This is a genomic window from Marinomonas alcarazii, from assembly GCF_003208215.1.
GTDB lineage: Bacteria > Pseudomonadota > Gammaproteobacteria > Pseudomonadales > Marinomonadaceae > Marinomonas > Marinomonas alcarazii.
Genome location: NZ_QKLW01000005.1, coordinates 220993 through 237547 on the forward strand (window position 1 = coordinate 220993; position 16555 = coordinate 237547).

General features: G+C 44.2%; 15 protein-coding genes and 1 other RNA gene. 10 read left to right on the forward strand and 6 right to left on the reverse strand.

The window, feature by feature from the left end:
* A complete protein-coding gene (locus tag DFP75_RS12315; RefSeq protein ID WP_110576075.1) occupies nucleotides 1–1359 on the reverse strand; it encodes a sodium-dependent transporter in 1359 nt (452 codons plus the stop codon).
* A gap of 180 nt (nucleotides 1360–1539) precedes the next feature.
* Here DFP75_RS12315 and smpB point away from each other — a divergent pair, with 180 nt between their 5' ends.
* Complete coding sequence (smpB, locus tag DFP75_RS12320) at nucleotides 1540–2019, forward strand: SsrA-binding protein SmpB (RefSeq protein WP_110576077.1); 480 nt, start codon at nucleotides 1540–1542, stop codon at nucleotides 2017–2019.
* Nucleotides 2020–2105: 86 nt separating this feature from the next.
* Nucleotides 2106–2467, forward strand: a transfer-messenger RNA (tmRNA) gene (ssrA, locus tag DFP75_RS12325).
* 80 nt (nucleotides 2468–2547) lie between these two features.
* Here the strand turns inward: ssrA and DFP75_RS12330 are convergent.
* The 4 genes from DFP75_RS12330 to DFP75_RS18435 form a co-directional block, all read right to left on the reverse strand.
* Nucleotides 2548–3213, reverse strand: a complete 666-nt coding sequence (locus DFP75_RS12330) for a hypothetical protein (protein ID WP_110576079.1) — start codon at nucleotides 3211–3213, stop codon at nucleotides 2548–2550.
* A 46-nt stretch (nucleotides 3214–3259) separates the two neighbouring features.
* Nucleotides 3260–4147, reverse strand: a complete 888-nt coding sequence (locus DFP75_RS12335; RefSeq protein ID WP_425451227.1) for a phage integrase — start codon at nucleotides 4145–4147, stop codon at nucleotides 3260–3262.
* A gap of 6 nt (nucleotides 4148–4153) precedes the next feature.
* Nucleotides 4154–4960, reverse strand: coding sequence for a hypothetical protein (locus DFP75_RS12340; protein WP_110576083.1), 807 nt, complete (start codon nucleotides 4958–4960; stop codon nucleotides 4154–4156).
* 158 nt (nucleotides 4961–5118) lie between these two features.
* A complete protein-coding gene (locus DFP75_RS18435) occupies nucleotides 5119–5295 on the reverse strand; it encodes a MerR family transcriptional regulator (RefSeq protein ID WP_181417026.1) in 177 nt (58 codons plus the stop codon).
* A 252-nt stretch (nucleotides 5296–5547) separates the two neighbouring features.
* Here DFP75_RS18435 and DFP75_RS12350 point away from each other — a divergent pair, with 252 nt between their 5' ends.
* The 8 genes from DFP75_RS12350 to DFP75_RS12385 all read left to right on the forward strand — a co-directional run bounded on the left by DFP75_RS12350 (nucleotide 5548) and on the right by DFP75_RS12385 (nucleotide 13324).
* Nucleotides 5548–6195: a hypothetical protein gene (locus tag DFP75_RS12350; protein WP_110576086.1), complete on the forward strand. Its 648-nt coding sequence runs from the start codon at nucleotides 5548–5550 to the stop codon at nucleotides 6193–6195.
* Nucleotides 6196–6432: 237 nt separating this feature from the next.
* Nucleotides 6433–7044, forward strand: a complete 612-nt coding sequence (locus DFP75_RS12355; RefSeq protein WP_110576088.1) for a Yip1 family protein — start codon at nucleotides 6433–6435, stop codon at nucleotides 7042–7044.
* A gap of 479 nt (nucleotides 7045–7523) precedes the next feature.
* Nucleotides 7524–10322 carry a monovalent cation/H+ antiporter subunit A gene (locus DFP75_RS12360; protein ID WP_110576089.1) on the forward strand — a complete coding sequence of 933 codons (2799 nt, stop codon included), beginning with the start codon at nucleotides 7524–7526 and terminating at the stop codon, nucleotides 10320–10322.
* Nucleotides 10322–10687: a Na+/H+ antiporter subunit C gene (locus DFP75_RS12365; RefSeq protein WP_110576091.1), complete on the forward strand. Its 366-nt coding sequence runs from the start codon at nucleotides 10322–10324 to the stop codon at nucleotides 10685–10687. The genes DFP75_RS12360 and DFP75_RS12365 overlap by 1 nt, the downstream gene beginning before the upstream one ends.
* Nucleotides 10688–12199, forward strand: a complete 1512-nt coding sequence (locus DFP75_RS12370) for a monovalent cation/H+ antiporter subunit D (RefSeq protein ID WP_110576093.1) — start codon at nucleotides 10688–10690, stop codon at nucleotides 12197–12199.
* Nucleotides 12196–12681 (forward strand): Na+/H+ antiporter subunit E, encoded by a 486-nt coding sequence (locus DFP75_RS12375; RefSeq protein ID WP_110576095.1) that lies wholly within the window; start codon nucleotides 12196–12198, stop codon nucleotides 12679–12681. The genes DFP75_RS12370 and DFP75_RS12375 overlap by 4 nt, the downstream gene beginning before the upstream one ends.
* Entirely contained in the window at nucleotides 12675–12944 is a 270-nt protein-coding gene (locus tag DFP75_RS12380; protein WP_110576097.1) for a K+/H+ antiporter subunit F, read from the forward strand. Before DFP75_RS12375 ends, DFP75_RS12380 begins: the two co-directional genes overlap by 7 nt.
* 8 nt (nucleotides 12945–12952) lie before the next feature.
* Nucleotides 12953–13324, forward strand: coding sequence for a Na+/H+ antiporter subunit G (locus DFP75_RS12385; protein WP_110576099.1), 372 nt, complete (start codon nucleotides 12953–12955; stop codon nucleotides 13322–13324).
* Here the strand turns inward: DFP75_RS12385 and amt are convergent.
* A complete protein-coding gene (amt, locus tag DFP75_RS12390) occupies nucleotides 13305–16361 on the reverse strand; it encodes an ammonium transporter (RefSeq protein WP_110576101.1) in 3057 nt (1018 codons plus the stop codon). The genes DFP75_RS12385 and amt overlap by 20 nt on opposite strands.
* Between the last annotated feature and the right edge of the window lie 194 nt (nucleotides 16362–16555).

Below are 16555 nucleotides of genomic sequence, written 5' to 3' on the forward strand. Positions count from 1 at the left end.
CTAAACTCCTATCCAACCTGCAAATGTAATAACAATCATTGCTGGAATACTGATGTATTTTAACGTCTTATACCACCACTGAAAATGGCTAACCTTGTTAGTAATCATCTCATTTTGCAACATAGTGTGAGGAATGAACCACGCAACCAAAATGGACAACCCAATCGCGCCAACGGGCAGCAAGATCAACGAGGTAAACCTATCCAACAATTCAAAAAAGTTTAAGCCAAACAAAAACTTGCTGTCCCAATGGTTAAAAGACAACAACACAGCAATACCAACAAACCAAACCGCAAGCCCCATTAAAAAAGCCGCCTTCAATCGCGCCATGTAAAACTTTTCATGCAACCAAGCGACGAACAACTCCAACATAGAAATCGCAGAAGTTAACGCAGCCACCACCAGCAATAAAAAGAACACACCCGCAAACAGCTGTCCGCCAGGCAAACCACCAAAAATAATAGGAAGCGACACAAACGTCAGACTAGGCCCCGCCTCAACGTCTATTTGAAACGCAAAAGCCAACGGAAAAATAACCAACGCCGCCAATATGGCAACCAACAAATCTACGGCAACGACAATACTGCACGCTCGCGCGATCGACATACGCTTACTCATGTAGGCTCCATAGGCAAACATCGCCCCCATGCCCACACTTAAACTGAACAGCGCCAAACCTACCGCCGACAACACCACATCAAACGTAATGTCTTCCCAAGACCAGCGAAACATAAAGCTCAACGCTTTACTCATATTCCCGATCATCATGGAATAAGCCGCCAGTAGCAGCAAAGTCACCACCAAAATAGGCAACAAAATACGAACCACAGCAGACAAACCGCGTGTTACAGCCTGCCCTACTGTCAGCACCACAAGTCCCATAAACACCGTGTGCCACAACAGCATTTCCGCTGGCGTCGAAAGCAATGTCTCAAACATGCTCAAGGCACCATCATGCGTAACCGCCACAAAATCGCCTGTTACAGCACGATCTAAATAAGCCAACGACCACCCTGCGATCACACTGTAAAACGTCAGGATCAAAAAGCCCGTAAAACCAGCCAACCAAGGCACACACACCCACGCAGGGTGAATAATCCGGCGTTCGCTTAAATCATTCACAGTATCAACAGGGTTAGAACGAACCGTCCGCCCCAAAGCAACCTCTGCCATCAAAACAGGCAAACCGACCAATATCAAACAAAGGCAATACACCAGCAAAAATGCACCGCCACCGTTCTCACCGAGCACATAAGGGAACTTCCAAATATTCCCCAACCCAACAGCCGACCCACTGGCCGCAAAAATAAATATCCACGGACTTGACCAGATACCTTGTAAACATCGACTTTCCGGCATAAATTTAGGCTCTAATTGCACAACATTGGTTAAGGATAGGAAGAAAACGCGAACGTGGCCAACACATCCGCCTCTCCTACCCAGACAAAATAATCAACAAGTACGAATTTTCTAACATTCAGGCGCATACCTCAAGAAAAGCATAGGTTTTTGCCTCTATCGACCGTATAATTTCTGACTATGAGTAAAGCAAAGAAAAAATCCAACAGCACGGGCACTATAGCGCTTAATAAACGTGCAAAATATGACTACTTTGTCGACCAGAAGTTCGAAGCCGGATTGGTTTTATCTGGCTGGGAAGTAAAAAGTCTGCGAGAAGGCAAAGCCCAACTTGTCGATTCCTTCGTTATTATCCACCAAAACGAAGCATGGCTTGTTGGCGCCCGTATCACTCCACTACTAAGTGCTTCCACGCACGTAGTGTGCGAACCGTTACGCCAGCGCAAACTATTACTTAACCGCAAAGAACTTGATCGCATCATCCAAGTTACCGAGCAAAAAGGCAAAACCTGTGCGGCCATGGCGCTGTACTGGAAAGGCAATAAGATCAAATGCGAAGTAGCCCTAGTAACCGGTAAAAAAGATCACGACAAACGGGATACCGAACGTGATCGCGACTGGTCAAGAGACAAAGAAAGACTAATGAAGCACAACATTTAATCGTAAGATTAAACGTGTAGATAGTTAGCATTTATGCGTTACCGCTGGCGTAAATTAATTGTTTCCGCTAGTATAACGCCAACTTCGGGGATGACTTGGTTTCGACGCCGGTTACAAAACCTGAGGTGCATGTCGAGAGTGATACGTGATCTCGTAAATCCCCCGTATCAATTTAATAGTCGCAAACGACGAAAACTACGCTTTAGCAGCCTAAACCGCTGCTAGTGTGCTGCCCTCAGGTTGCTTGTAGCCAGAGATTCTGCAGTATCATAAATTACAAGATGCTAACTGATGCCCCGCCTAGGGATAAGGTTATAAGATTAAGTAGGCTCGCCATTAACACCCTGTCCTTCGGGCGGTTCGTGGTCAAATAATAGAAGTGACTAAGCATGTAGATCCAATGGCAGAGGACTGGCGGACGGGGGTTCGAATCCCCCCATCTCCACCAATCAAGCGCTTGATTTTAAAAGAGTTTGCACTTTTTAAATGAAGTCTGTGCACATATGGGGCACCAAATAAAAAAAGCCGCTAATCTTTAGCGGCTTTTTTTATTTCACAACCAACTAAGACAGGATTTTGACTAGCATGCAATAATACAGGCTTGGACTTCTCAGCTAAATAGACTTGATAATCACCAAGCTCTCCCATGTACATCAAGCATTCTTGTGCACTCCCATTGTAACTAATTAAGTAGCCTTTTTTGGCAGTATCATGCTCACCACAAAATGCCGCGTATAATAGACAAAAATCTAAAACAAAAACAATAACTGCAAAGTAAAACAGATTCTGATATGACCTTCCCAAATAATCCAAGTAGTCTACAATAACGAAACGCTTTGGAAACCACACTCCCACTAATGCAGGTATACTAAATAATGGCGAAAGGAAAATCACACAAAACACTCCAAACAGAAGATATTCTGGAGAGTTAAAAATAGCAAAACCTAGCCCTGTATCGATATTCGCGAAATGCTGATAATTTACACCAATACTCTGATAATACCCCCATGCTGCAACATGCCCAACCAGCCAGCAATTTACAGTTAAAAAACCCAAATAGTGAACCCACCTAGATTTTAATATTTCAAAATAGGAATGAATTTTTGACTTTCCATTTTCTGATAGCTTTTCTATTTCTTTATTTCTAGCAAGTATATGATCTATGTAATTTGAAGTTTTCTTTTTAAAAGTCATTTTATCCCCTAGGCGAACGACAAGAGATTTAACCTAATCGCTTCTTCTAGGAAGTCTGGCGATAGGTGGGCATATCGCATGGTCTTTTAATGTCGCTATGACCAAGTATTTTTTGCAATGCTAATATGTTGCCGCCATTAATCATAAAATGGCTAGCGAAAGAGCTCCTTAGAAAATGGGCTGGCTGGCCTTTAGGCAGCCCAATTGTCGTTCGTTTCAATGCTCTTCTAAAGCTGCTGATTGAACTAGTAAAAATCGCATTGCCGCTTGTTAGTTTGGCGTGTTCGTGTATTTCGTCGTACAGCGCTTGGGTGATCGGTACACTTCTATTTTTGCCGCTTTTGGTATCGGTAAAGCTGACTTGATTATTTCGCACACGCTGTACGGTTAAGCCTTCGGCCTCGCCCCATCTTGCACCCGTTGAAAGTGAAATCTTTGTTATCAGGTAAACGTGTGGGTTGTCGCCCTTCTTAGTTTCGTCTAGTAATTCTTTTATCTGGTCGTGTGTTAAATACGAAAGCTCATTCTCTGGAACTTTCACATTATCGACGGCGGTTAACGGGTTCGGGTAGTGAATCTCTTCCGCTTTGACCAAGGTATTAAACATAGACGACAAATACCCCAGATCATTGTTTAACGTTTTGGGGCTTTTGCCTTCCTTGGATCGCTGGGTGCGCCATCGAGTGTACTCCAAGCGAGTAAGGTTAGAGCCTACGGGATCGCCCAATTGCTCGGCTATCATCAGTAACTTACTTTTACGGCGCTTACCATCTCGCAAAAAATGGCCGTGCGTGTCGTCCCATAGCTCTATCAATTCACTTAACTTGCGCGAGTCCTTGGGCTTTTCTAGCCATGGCTTAGTGCCAGACTGGGTTTCATACTTTAAAGACCTAATAACCCTACAATTGAAAAAGGCGATTTTCTTAAAATTTATTACCTCTTATTTGTAAGCGTACTCCTTAAACGTTTTCCCAATATGCGCACTAAACTCATTATCTGCAATGAGCTCTAGCGTAGTAATTTGTATGTATGTATGTTGTCTATTCCTATTGGAGTCAAGAAATGTCAAAGGCAATTTTATTCTTATAACTGATTCACTTCCAAAATCTGAAGTTGTAAGTCGATACGAAAAATAGACTTCAGCAGTTTCATTTTCCACAAGCTTTCCTATAGGAGAACTCGTAGGCACAAATAAATCTTCATTTTCTTTATTAATTTCACAGTCATAAATACATAAGTCATAGATAGTCGATCCATAGTTTTTTATTTCTGCTTTAAAGTTTGCAAAAAAGCCATCATCGACTTCATCCTCTAAAATTAAGCTTTTTACATCTAATATTGGTTGAGAATTATTGTAAATACTTAGCTCTTCACGCTCCTTACACTTTCTTTGAAATTCCAGCTGATCCCTTGCTAGTCTTTGCGCCTCATTTGTTTGCTCCACACTATTTTTAAGCTCTTTATTTTGCATTAAATAGCCAATTACCAGCCACCCAAAAGCTATAGGACTAAAGAATCCAGCTAGAAAATCACCATATCCACTCAACTCAGTGGGTCTTTTCGCATCAAGGAAAAAAATTATTACAAGTACAAAAACAAAGTAAATTATTGTTAGTTTAATTCCTACTTCAGAAATTTCTTTGTTTCTAAGATCAAAGAAATTACAGACTTTATAGATAGTTGCAGTGATTTTTTTAGGAAGTAAATCGTCCACAGTCTGTACAATTAAATTGTCTAAAATATTCATGTTTCCCTTCTACTCCCTTCCCTATATCATCGGATGATCTGACCGCACGACGCAGCCAATCATTTTTAATTTAGATAAGCATAATAATAGTATCATCATTAGTACCCCATATCGTCTTCCTGATCGAGTGCAGTTAGCTCTTTTAAGCCCGCTAACCATTAATTTAATAACGTTTCTTTGTACTTCATGACATCAACATAGGCGACAGTTCGATGATTTCCTATGGGGTTAAACGGTGTCGCACCATCGTCTAAAAGCTTAATTGAAGTCGGGCGTGACATATTGAGTATGTCGGCAGCTTGCTGAGCAATAAGCTCAGCGTGCATTGGCGTCATTTGAACAATATCTCCTTCCCCAAGCCGCGTCAGCACCTCGACCAAAAAATTCAATGCGAATTTGGGTAACTTTATATCATGCATGTTTCAATAATCATCCGAATAAGCCTGTCACACTGAAACGCTCCTATTTAAGTAAGGTTTTTGAAAAACGCGTGTAAGACGAATGACATGACTCGGTTTTGTGGATAATTTGTGCTTTGATATCGTTCTGGTATTTGTTGTGTTTGATACGCCATGGAGTTCGGGGTTATGAAGTTTTTCTCTTTTTTGGTGCTGTTTTCAGTGTTTCTCACGGGCTGTTCATCTAATGTGAAGCTGTCGGGCCATAATGTTAGTAATGTGGACGCCACTGTCGATATCGATAAATCGGCCAGCATTACTGTGGTTCCGGATAAGGATGGTGATCAGTTGACCAACAAGCGCTACATTGCCGATGTTATGAACGCGCTGAAAGAACGTGGGTTTAGCAATGTGTCCGATTCCACCAGCAATCCCGACTATCGCTTAGCGATCAACTTTACTTCGGAAGAAATCACCGAAACGAAGAAGGTGCCTATTTTTAATAATGAACGGAATATTCCTTATACCGTTTGCCATAGAAACCCAACAACGAACGCAAGAACCTGCTACACGCGCTACCGCCATTTTATGGAGCCTATTGTGAAAGGCTACGACAAGGTAGAAACACCCACTAACCTTTACACTTTTCAATATAAGCTAACGGATAAAGCGGGCAATCTTATTCTGGATTCAAGCAACACTGTGATGCATGAGGAGTGTTCAAAATGGAAGATGTTCGAGTTCTTGGCAAAAGACGCCATTTTACGAGCCAACTTTAACGACCCAGTCGACAAACCTTACACGGTGGAAATGACAGAAGACTATAGTTGCCAATAACGCTATTTGAAACAACAGCCTAGACGCCATATTGTGTTCTTGGCTGTTGTTTTTCCCCTCTCTGCTTACAACCAATTCGTCTGAACAGCAAAACACTTATAAAAAAACGTTATCATCTTTTCAGTCTATTTCTGCGTATCCATCTATACTGATTATAAGCCACTATTGTTTGGGCGTGGCTGTATCAGGACTTTTTCCAAATCCATTATGCTCACGTTGTGTTGCAAGGGGGAATCCATGATCAATCATGTTTGGGGTCTTATTCATCATCCAGATAAGGAATGGCGCGAAATAAATAAGGAGCATGAGTCGGTTAGTCATTTGTACTTTCACCATGTTCTTTGGATGGCGGCTATTCCGGTTGTTAGTACCTTTATAGGGACGACACAGTTTGGTTGGACGTTCGGCGGTGAGGAAGCCATTAAGGTGTCCATAATGGACGGCATTGGCTTGGGTATTATGTTCTATGCGCTGATACTGGTGGCGGTGGCGGCAGTTGGCAGCCTAATCCATTGGATGGCGCGCAACTTTGACAGTCGCCCACCACGCCAAGAATGTATCGTCTTTGCGGGTTATATTGCCACACCCATGTTCTTGAGTGGTATTTTCGCTATTTACCCTGTTATTTGGCTTTGTCTATTGGCTTGTGTAGCGGGTATCGCTTATACCGGATACTTATTATACAAAGGCACGCCTAGTTTCTTGGGAATTAGCCATAAACAAGGTTTCATCCTGTCTAGTACCACCCTTGGTATTGGTGTTTTAGTCTTAGAAGCCTTACTGGCTGCGGTTGTTTTACTGTGGAGCCTTGGCTCTGAACACAGTATTGTATGGCGCTTTTTTCAGTAGCCAGCTAGTTTAATGTACGAAAAAAGATAATGAACGTCCTTTCACGAAATGAGTACAGTGCCGCCTTGCTATAAAGGCGACACTGTACTCATTCCAATGACTCTGTGTTATTTCACCGTCTTACGACAATTTGGCTGCATTTCGAAGCTTAATTGCCCTTTCGTGTTTTACAAATCTCGCTCTCGCTTTTATCCATTCTGGTCGCGCTATCGCTGCGTCCATTTTTGTGGAACTTTTCCACTACTCCATGCTCTTACCCTGTGCCGATAAGCAAAAAAGCGCGAGCTTTTTTTTGTCTTATGGCTGTTTTAGGCTATTGATTAAACTAGTAAAAGGCTATGCTTACAAAGTTTGATATTGTTTGTTTATTCGATAAGCTAAGTAACAAACCACACTAAGAGATCGATTGTTAGGACAACAACCATGCTCGCACAGTATATTGAGACGACATTACCGTTTACAAGAAAGGAGTTTTGCTCTTGAGCTCACTGATTTGGCTACCTTTTCTCCCCTTATTAGGTACATTAATCCCCCTTCTCACTGCGCGCTTTAGTCGAACCGCTTGTGCGTTTATGACGGCCGCATTGCCTGCGCTGACGCTGTTTCTTGTGCTGTCTCATGCTGGCGATATATTTCAGGGCGAACGTTTCCAAGCCGCACTACCGTGGATACCAGCGATCGGATTAGAACTCGCCTTCCGCTTAGACGGTTTAGCCTTATTATTCTCCATACTTATTTTGGGCATTGGCTTACTGGTTATTCTTTATGCTCGCTATTACCTTTCCGCGAGCGACTCGATTGGTAAGTTCTACGCCTATTTGATCCTGTTCATGTTCGCCATGCTCGGCGTGGTGCTGTCTGATAATTTAATCCAGATATGGTTTTTCTGGGAATTGACCAGTATCAGCTCTTTTCTATTGATCAGTTTCTGGGGACATAAATCAGACGCTAGGAAAGGGGCCAGAATGGCGCTCACCGTCACGGGTGCTGGCGGCTTAGCCTTGTTGGCTGGTTTGTTGATTTTGGGTAATACGGTTGGCAGCTTTAGCCTTCAAGATGTTTTAGACAGTGGCGATTTGATCAAAGCCAGTGCAAATTACCCAATGATTGTTATTTTGGTATTGCTTGGTGCTTTTACCAAATCCGCGCAATTCCCGTTCCATTTCTGGTTACCCAATGCCATGGCGGCCCCAACACCAGTGAGTGCGTACCTTCACTCGGCGACAATGGTAAAAGCCGGTATTTTCCTAATGGCGCGTTTTTATCCTGCGCTTGCGGATACGGACCTTTGGTTCTTGATCGTGAGTCTGACAGGTCTGGCGACTTTCCTTGTCGGCGCGTACATCGCAATTTTCCAGCACGATTTAAAAGGGTTATTGGCGAACTCGACCATCAGTCACTTAGGCTTAATTACCTTGCTGCTGGGCATGGGGACAGACCTTGCGGCAGTGGCCGCCATATTCCACATAATCAACCACGCGATTTTCAAAGCGTCTTTGTTCATGGCGGCTGGTATTATCGATCACGAGTCTGGCTCCCGTGATATGCGCCAGCTAAACGGTTTATGGAAGTACATGCCTTATACAGCCACGCTAGCCATGGTGGCATCGGCGTCGATGGCAGGCGTTCCTTTGTTGAATGGTTTCTTATCGAAAGAAATGTTCTTCACAGAAACCTTGCATCAAGCATCACTTGGCTCCTTGTCTTGGTTTATTCCTGTTTTGGCGACATTGGGCGGTGTGTTTGCGGTCGCTTATTCGACGCGTTTCATCCACGATGTGTTTTTCAATGGCGAGCCTATTAACCTGCCAAAAACGCCTCATGAGCCGCCTCGCTATATGCGCGTTCCGGTTGAAATACTGGTTGCTCTTTGTTTGATTGTCGGGATATTCCCAAGCTTAATTGTGGGCGATCTATTATTTGCCGCCGCCAACGCTACTCTAAATGGCCCTGCCCCTGAGTACAGCTTAGCAATTTGGCATGGTTTAAACTTCCCTCTATTAATGAGTGTGGTGGCTTTGATTGGCGGTTTGGTGATGTATTACAACCGCTCTCATATGTTTAAGTTCCAAGCTCAGTTCCCAACCAGTGATCCAAAATTGGTGTTTGAAAGCATTGTTCAATACCTTGTGGCGAAAGCAGGTCGGATTATTGCTTTCACGGAAAATGGCTCTTTGCAGCGCTATGTGTTCTTTACTCTTGTTTTGGCTGTGGTGATGACGGCCTCTTCTCTGATGAAGCTAAACGCCACCGCAGGTCATCGTCCTGAAATACCTTTGGATGCGTTGTCGATTACCTGTGCCGTATTGCTGTGTATTTCAGCCTTGGCGACGGTAATCTGGCACAGACGTCGTGTGGTTGCACTGCTTACTTTGTCTGTTGTGGGGCTGATTGTTTCATTGGCTTTCGCTCAGTTCTCCGCTCCTGACCTTGCGTTGACGCAGTTATCGGTCGAGGTTGTGACAGTCATTCTATTAATTTTAGCCTTGTTCTTTTTGCCACAAAAAACCCCAAAAGAATCATCGCCGCGTCGCGTTGTACGAGATCTGGGTCTGGCCTCTCTGATTGGTGGTGTTATCGGGACGATAAGCTATGCCTTGATGACTCGACCTCTTGATACTATTTCGACCTTCTTCACCGAAAACAGTAAAACAGGCGGCGGCGGAACCAATGTTGTTAACGTCATTTTGGTCGATTTCCGTGGTTTTGATACCTTGGGTGAAATTACCGTGCTTGGCATTGCAGCATTGGGGATTTATAAACTCATCGCGAAAATGCGCCTTTACATGCCTTCGAGCGACGGCGACGGTTTGCCTTGGTCTGAAGACAGACACCCCATGTTGTTGGCGGTGATTTCGCAAAGTTTATTGCCATTGGCTCTTTTAGTGTCTGCGTATATTTTCTTACGCGGTCATAACATGCCTGGTGGTGGCTTTATTGCAGGCTTAATCACCTCGGTTGCCATTATTCAACAGTATGTTGCTCATGGTGTTTCGTGGATCAAAACGCGCATCAAGCTGGACTATCAAATTATGATCGGCTCTGGCATTGGTATCGCAACGCTTAGTGGTTTAGGTAGCTGGGTCTTCGGACACACTTTCTTATCCTCTTGGTTTGATTATTTCTATCTGCCGGTGATTGGTAAATTCGAATTGGCCAGCGCGATGATTTTCGATCTTGGCGTTTATCTGACTGTGGTCGGTGCAACTATGTTGATTCTTGCCAACCTTGGACAATTAACGACCAGTGAGCGCCCTATCCAAAAGGAGCATGATTAATGGAAGGTTTATACGCATTTTGCGTTGGTTTATTAACAGCCTGCGGCATTTTTCTCGCCTTGCGTGGCCGCAGCTTTTCTGTGGTCATTGGTTTAACACTCTTGTCTTATGCGGTGAACTTATTTTTGTTTGCCAGCGGAAGACTTAAACTCAATGCCGCTGCGGTACTAGGTCAGTCAGAGCAATACAGTGATCCTCTTCCACAAGCTTTAGTACTAACCGCGATTGTTATTGGTTTTGCGATGACGGCTTTCGTCGTTATTTTGGCGATGCGCGCACGCGCAGATTTAGGAAACGATCATGTTGATGGTACATTGCCCAAACTGCCGAACGACACTCAGCAGAAAACAGGAGGAAACCAATAAATGCAGCACCTGAGCATTTTCCCGGTTCTCATTCCATTGCTGTTCGGCGCAATCATGTTGTTGCCTCCGATCTCACGCAATATCAATTATCAGCGCGTGGCGTCCGTCATTGGCACCCTATTTATGCTTATGTCGACGGCGACACTATTGTATAAAGTGAATGCTGAGGGCGTTCAGCTTTATGCATTAGGTGGCTGGCAAGCGCCTTTCGGTATCGCTCTTGTGGCAGATAAAGTATCTAGCTTAATGGTGCTGCTGACTTCTTTCATGTCGTTTGCCATTATGCTCTATGCGGTTTCAGGGCAAGACAAAGGCGGCGCGTATTTCCATCCTTTGTTTATGTTTCAAATCATGGGGATTAACGGTGCGTTTTTAACCGGTGATATCTTCAACTTGTTCGTCTTTTTCGAAGTACTGTTAATCGCTTCTTATGCGCTCTTAATCCATGCTGGCGGTAAGCACAAAACCCAAGCCACCTTGCACTATGTCATCTTGAACCTTGTGGGTTCGAGCTTGTTCCTATTCGGCCTCGGCATTCTTTACGGAACCCTTGGCACTCTGAATATGGCAGACATGGCAGTCAAAGTAGGTCAGCTGCAAGGTGAAACCGCCACATTGGCTAAGACAGGCGCACTGCTACTGCTAGTCGTATTTGGTCTTAAAGCCGCAATGCTGCCAATGCATTTCTGGTTGCCTAAAACCTATGCGAGTGCCAGCGCACCTGTAGCCGCACTGTTTGCCATTATGACTAAGGTCGGGGTGTACAGTATTTTCCGCGTTTATACTGTTATCTTTGGCGAACACGCCGGAGAACTCGCCAACATTGCGACTCCATGGCTATGGCCACTGGCATTATTGACGATTACGATTGGTAGTATTGGTGTATTCGCCAGCCCTGGAATCAAAACCTTAAGCGCTAACTTGGTGATCGTTTCCAGTGGTAGCTTACTGGCGTGTGCTGCCATTAACTCAGAAGAAGCCACCTCAGCAGCGCTTTACTATATGGTACACAGTACGCTGGCGTCGGCTGCCTTGTTCTTACTTGCGGATGTTATGTCTCGTCAGCGAGGCAAAGCTGAAGACAGATTCGTGCGCTCACGCCCTTTTGCTCAACCAAGGCTATTAGGCTTTGCTTTTGCCATACTCGCTTTAGCTTTGGTCGGCATGCCGCCTTTATCAGGCTTTGTGGGTAAGATCATGATCTTGCAAGCGACTCAATCGACGACGCAAACTATGTGGGTTTGGCCATTAATATTGTTGGGTAGCCTTGCTGCCTTGGTTACCTTTTCGAGAGCAGGAACCACGTTATTCTGGCGACACAGCGGTAATGCGACAGCCGAAGCGGAACCAGCTAAGAAGCTAGAAATCGCGGGCATTGCATTATTACTATTAGCTTCACCTTTGTTGGTTCTATTCGGTGGCGATGTCAGTGAATACACGCAACAAGCCGCACGCTATTTACATGACATTCAAGCCTCTGCCTATGGATTATTACCAGGAGTAGCCCAATGAAGTTATTCCCAATGCCTTTTCATAGCCTGCTGCTGTTTGTAGTTTGGCTATTACTTAACAACTCTGTCAGTGCTGGACACATGGTGCTGGCGGCATTTTTCGCGATTACCATTCCTTTACTGGTCAATGGTATGCGTGATGAACACCCAAAAATTCTAAAACCTTGGTTGGCAATCCGTTACGTGTTGATGGTGCTAAAAGACATTTTAACGGCCAATGTGGAAGTTGCCTTGTTGATCATAGGGCCAATCAAAAAGCTCAAGCCAGGTTTTGTTGCTGTGCCGATTAATATTAGCTCAGACCTAGGAATCACTGTATTGGCCAGTACGGTCTCTCTTACACCTGGGACCGTGAGCGCGGAAGTGTCAAAAGACAAAGCTTGGCTTTATATTCACGCCCTTCATTTAGACAATGAAGCAGAACTAATTGAATCGATAAAGCAGCGTTATGAAAAGCCAATTAAGGAGATTTTCGGATGCTAAGTTGGACCATTCTCATTGTCGCTGTCTGTATTTGCGTAGCGTTGATTTTAAATCTATGGAGGCTGATGAAAGGCCCGACCATTTCTGATCGAATTTTGGCGCTGGATACCATGTATATTAATGCCATCGCACTTATTCTGCTCTACGGCATTTACGTGGAAAGCGCGCTGTACTTTGAAGCGGCTCTTTTAATTGCCATGCTAGGGTTTGTCAGTACGGCGGCTCTATGTAAATACTTACTCCGCGGCGACATCATAGAATAGGATACGTTATGCCTTTATATCTCGAAATTATTGTTTGTGTGTCGCTGCTGATTGGCGGTGCGTTTTTGTTGGTTGGCTCTTACGGTTTAGTACGATTGCCTGACATCTATATGCGCTTACACAGCCCGACCAAAGCATCGACTCTGGGGATCACCGGTGTCTTGCTGGCGTCTATGGTTTTTCAAAGCCATTTAAAAGGTTTTCTTTCGATTCAGGAGTTGTTGATCACTTTATTTCTATTGATCACAGCGCCTGTTGCCGCCAATATGATCGCAAAGACGGCGTTACATCAACGCACAAAGCCGTTGGATAAAACAGAGAACCAAGCGCTTATGGAAACCGTTCGAGACAGAGAAGCACCTAAGCCTCCTCAAGATTAGGCGATAGTAGTTTAGCCACTTCTGTGTTTTTCATCGGACGATGGAAGTAATAACCTTGGAACACCTCACAACCTAACGATTTAAGTGCCTCTAGTTGCGGAGCGGTTTCTACGCCCTCCGCAACGATAGACAACTCTAAGCTGCGTGCTAAATACACAATGGTTTCGCAGATTTTTGCGTCTTCCATTTGTTTATCACACTCTTCTACAAAGGATTGGTCTATTTTCAAAATGTCTAAAGGCAAACGTTTTAAGTAGCTTAAAGACGAGTAGCCAGTACCAAAGTCGTCGATCGAAATTTTGATATCCAACCCCTTCAACTCAAACATCACATCAATACAACGTTGAATGTCTTGCAGTAAAACCCCTTCCGTAATCTCAAGTTCCAAGTACCCACCTTCTATGCCATAAAAGGCGAGTTTCTTCGATATAAAAGACACTAAAGAATCTGACACTAAATGCCGCCCAGATACGTTCACAGATACGGGCACTATACTTAAGCCTTTATCTCGCCATTCTTTTAACTGCAATAACGCTTTATCGATAACCCACTCATCCATTTTTATAATCAGGCTGGATTCCTCCGCAAGCGGAATGAAGTCAGCAGGCGAAATAAGCCCTTTGACCGGATGATTCCAACGGATCAATGCCTCTAAACCCAGAATATTGTCTTTTTCTAGCAACACTTTCGGCTGATAAACCAAGAAAAACTCGTCGGAAGAAAGCCCATCGTTCACTTCCTTTTCAAAGCTGAACCTTTTCGTCACCGCGTTGGTCATGTTTGAGGTGAAAACTTGTGCGTTGTCCCTGCCTTTTTCTTTCGCCCAGTACATAGCAATATCCGCTTGCTGTATTAACTTGTCAGCATCTATTGCTTGGTCGCCAGAATGGGCAATACCTATGCTGGTTGGAATAGTAAAGTGCTGGTTATTCAACTGAATAGGAAGGCGCATAATCTCTAAGATTTTTTGCGCATGTGCCATCATTCTGTCTTCGGTCACATTCTCCGTCACCATCAGAACAAACTCGTCGCCGCCCCAACGAGCAATAACATCACTAGAATCGGAAACAGACTCTAAACGCCTTGCGACTTCACACAAGAGTTCATCTCCTGCTTTGTGGCCCAAGGTGTCATTAATCACTTTGAAGTTATCGAGATCTAGGAACAGCAAGCCTACGGAGCTTTTCTGGCGACCAGCAATCAACAAGGCACTCACCAAAGAGTCCATCAAATAGGTTCGGTTGTACAAGCCCGTCAATGGGTCGCTGTACGCCAGAAATTTAAGGCGCTGCTGCAGTTTTGCATGACGAGTCATGTCTCGGATGTGCAGCGTGTATTCACTCCCCTGTGAAGAGTCAGCATTGGCTTTGGTAATCGCAATTTCAGCAGGAAAATCATGATTTGGACCGCGCTGTAAACGAAACGGGTTGCGGCGATTCAAAATCAGCCCGCTTGAAGAAGAAAAGCCGGAATTCAAGCTATCGAAAATTTTAATCCTATCTTCTTCCATTACGAATAAGCCGATGAAGCTCTTGCCTTGCACTTGCGTTTTTAAACAACCAAATGTCCGCTCGGCAGCAGGGTTAAACTCGATCACAGAACCAAAACGGTTAATGGTCACGATACAATCCATAGAGGAGTTTAGTATCGCGGACTTACGCATTTCACTTTCTTGAAAACGCATCAATGCATCATCACGCTGCGCAATTTCCGTATTCACACGGTCGAGAACTTGGTTATATTTGTGCGCAATTTGACCGACTTCAGTGAAGGGTTCTTCAGGAACGGGCTTGGAAAAATCGGCGTTATTTTGTTGGTACTGCATAGAGGTGAGTAAATCAAATAACTCAGTGGTTGCTCTGTGCTCAGCCACATTTAAGCCTTGTTCTTCTTGTTCTCTACTGGCTCGTAATGGCATAAAATAATTCAAGAGGCGCATGCCAATATAGCCAACGACAAAACAATAGATGCCAATCGATACAATCCCTAACGTCTGCACCCACAGCTGTTCGACAAAGCTCAAACCATTATCGATTCTGTCCGTTTGACCAAACAGCGCGACACTTAACGTTCCCCAAATACCCGCAAACAGGTGAGCAGGAACCACATCCAGCGCATCGTCTAGACGCCAGCGAGTCATTAACAAACTGCCGTAATAGACAACCACACCTGATACCGCGCCAATAACCACAGAAGCGCCAGGCGAAACCACATGACAAGATGCGGTAATACTAACTAAGCCTGCAATGGTGCCGTTTAAAACAAAGCCGACTTCGATGTACCCATCTTTGAAATAGTTAATCGCAGCGGCAATGAGTCCACCCCAAGCAGCGGAAATGAATGTATTCAAAATGATCATAGGCACGTCATTGTTTAACGCCAGCGTACTGCCACCATTAAAGCCAATCCAGCCAAACCAAATAAGCAATGTGCCTAACGCGGATAAAGGAAGGTTGTTACCGGGAGGAAGACGAATGCCTTCTTCAAAGCGACCCAATCTAGGGCCAATAATAATGATGGCAGCTAATGCGACCCAGCCACCCACAGAGTGCACCACAGTCGAACCGGCAAAATCAATAAAGCCAAGCGCTTCAAGCCAACCAAGTGGACCTTCAGAAGGATATATTCCAGACCAAGCCCAATGCCCCACGATTGGGTAAATAAAAGCACTCAATATAACGGTGATCGCGAGGTAACCAATGAATGTCATGCGTTCAGCGACCGCACCAGAGGTTAAAGTTGCAGCCGTTCCACAAAACATCATTTGAAAAATAAAGAAGCTAATTTCCCATGGCGTGTGCTCCTCACCGAAAAAGAAGTCACTATGGCCAAATATGCCTGCGAAAGAATCGCCAAACATAATGCCAAAACCAAAAAGCCAAAATAGCGTCGTCGATATAATAAAGTCTGAGATGTTTTTTGCGGCAACATTGATGCTGTTCTTACTTCGAATACGACCACTTTCCAAGCATAAAAAACCCGCTTGCATCATAAAGACCAATGCAGAGGCAACTAATAACCAAGAGAATTCTGCCATACACATCCCAGATAGTATAAATTGCACCAAAAAGAATCACGCCAAATAAAAGAGGGCGAAAAATAAGAACGAAAAGAGAGCAAAGTATAAAAACAATAGGCCACCACAGTGGCGCCTCTTAAGCTATTCAATAGTTAAGCCAACTCTTGAATAATCACTATTAGTGCAGGTCAAAAAAACAAAAAAGCCACTTA

Excerpts from the sequence above, each read along its gene's own strand:
- DFP75_RS12315 (WP_110576075.1), bottom strand. The coding sequence starts at position 1,359 with ATGCCGGAAAGTCGATGTTTACAAGGTATCTGGTCAAGTCCGTGGATA.
- smpB (WP_110576077.1), top strand. The coding sequence starts at position 1,540 with ATGAGTAAAGCAAAGAAAAAATCCAACAGCACGGGCACTATAGCGCTT.
- DFP75_RS12330 (WP_110576079.1), bottom strand. The coding sequence starts at position 3,213 with ATGACTTTTAAAAAGAAAACTTCAAATTACATAGATCATATACTTGCT.
- DFP75_RS12340 (WP_110576083.1), bottom strand. The coding sequence starts at position 4,960 with ATGAATATTTTAGACAATTTAATTGTACAGACTGTGGACGATTTACTT.
- DFP75_RS18435 (WP_181417026.1), bottom strand. The coding sequence starts at position 5,295 with ATGACGCCAATGCACGCTGAGCTTATTGCTCAGCAAGCTGCCGACATA.
- DFP75_RS12350 (WP_110576086.1), top strand. The coding sequence starts at position 5,548 with ATGAAGTTTTTCTCTTTTTTGGTGCTGTTTTCAGTGTTTCTCACGGGC.
- DFP75_RS12355 (WP_110576088.1), top strand. The coding sequence starts at position 6,433 with ATGATCAATCATGTTTGGGGTCTTATTCATCATCCAGATAAGGAATGG.
- DFP75_RS12365 (WP_110576091.1), top strand. The coding sequence starts at position 10,322 with ATGGAAGGTTTATACGCATTTTGCGTTGGTTTATTAACAGCCTGCGGC.
- DFP75_RS12370 (WP_110576093.1), top strand. The coding sequence starts at position 10,688 with ATGCAGCACCTGAGCATTTTCCCGGTTCTCATTCCATTGCTGTTCGGC.
- DFP75_RS12375 (WP_110576095.1), top strand. The coding sequence starts at position 12,196 with ATGAAGTTATTCCCAATGCCTTTTCATAGCCTGCTGCTGTTTGTAGTT.
- DFP75_RS12380 (WP_110576097.1), top strand. The coding sequence starts at position 12,675 with ATGCTAAGTTGGACCATTCTCATTGTCGCTGTCTGTATTTGCGTAGCG.
- DFP75_RS12385 (WP_110576099.1), top strand. The coding sequence starts at position 12,953 with ATGCCTTTATATCTCGAAATTATTGTTTGTGTGTCGCTGCTGATTGGC.
- amt (WP_110576101.1), bottom strand. The coding sequence starts at position 16,361 with ATGGCAGAATTCTCTTGGTTATTAGTTGCCTCTGCATTGGTCTTTATG.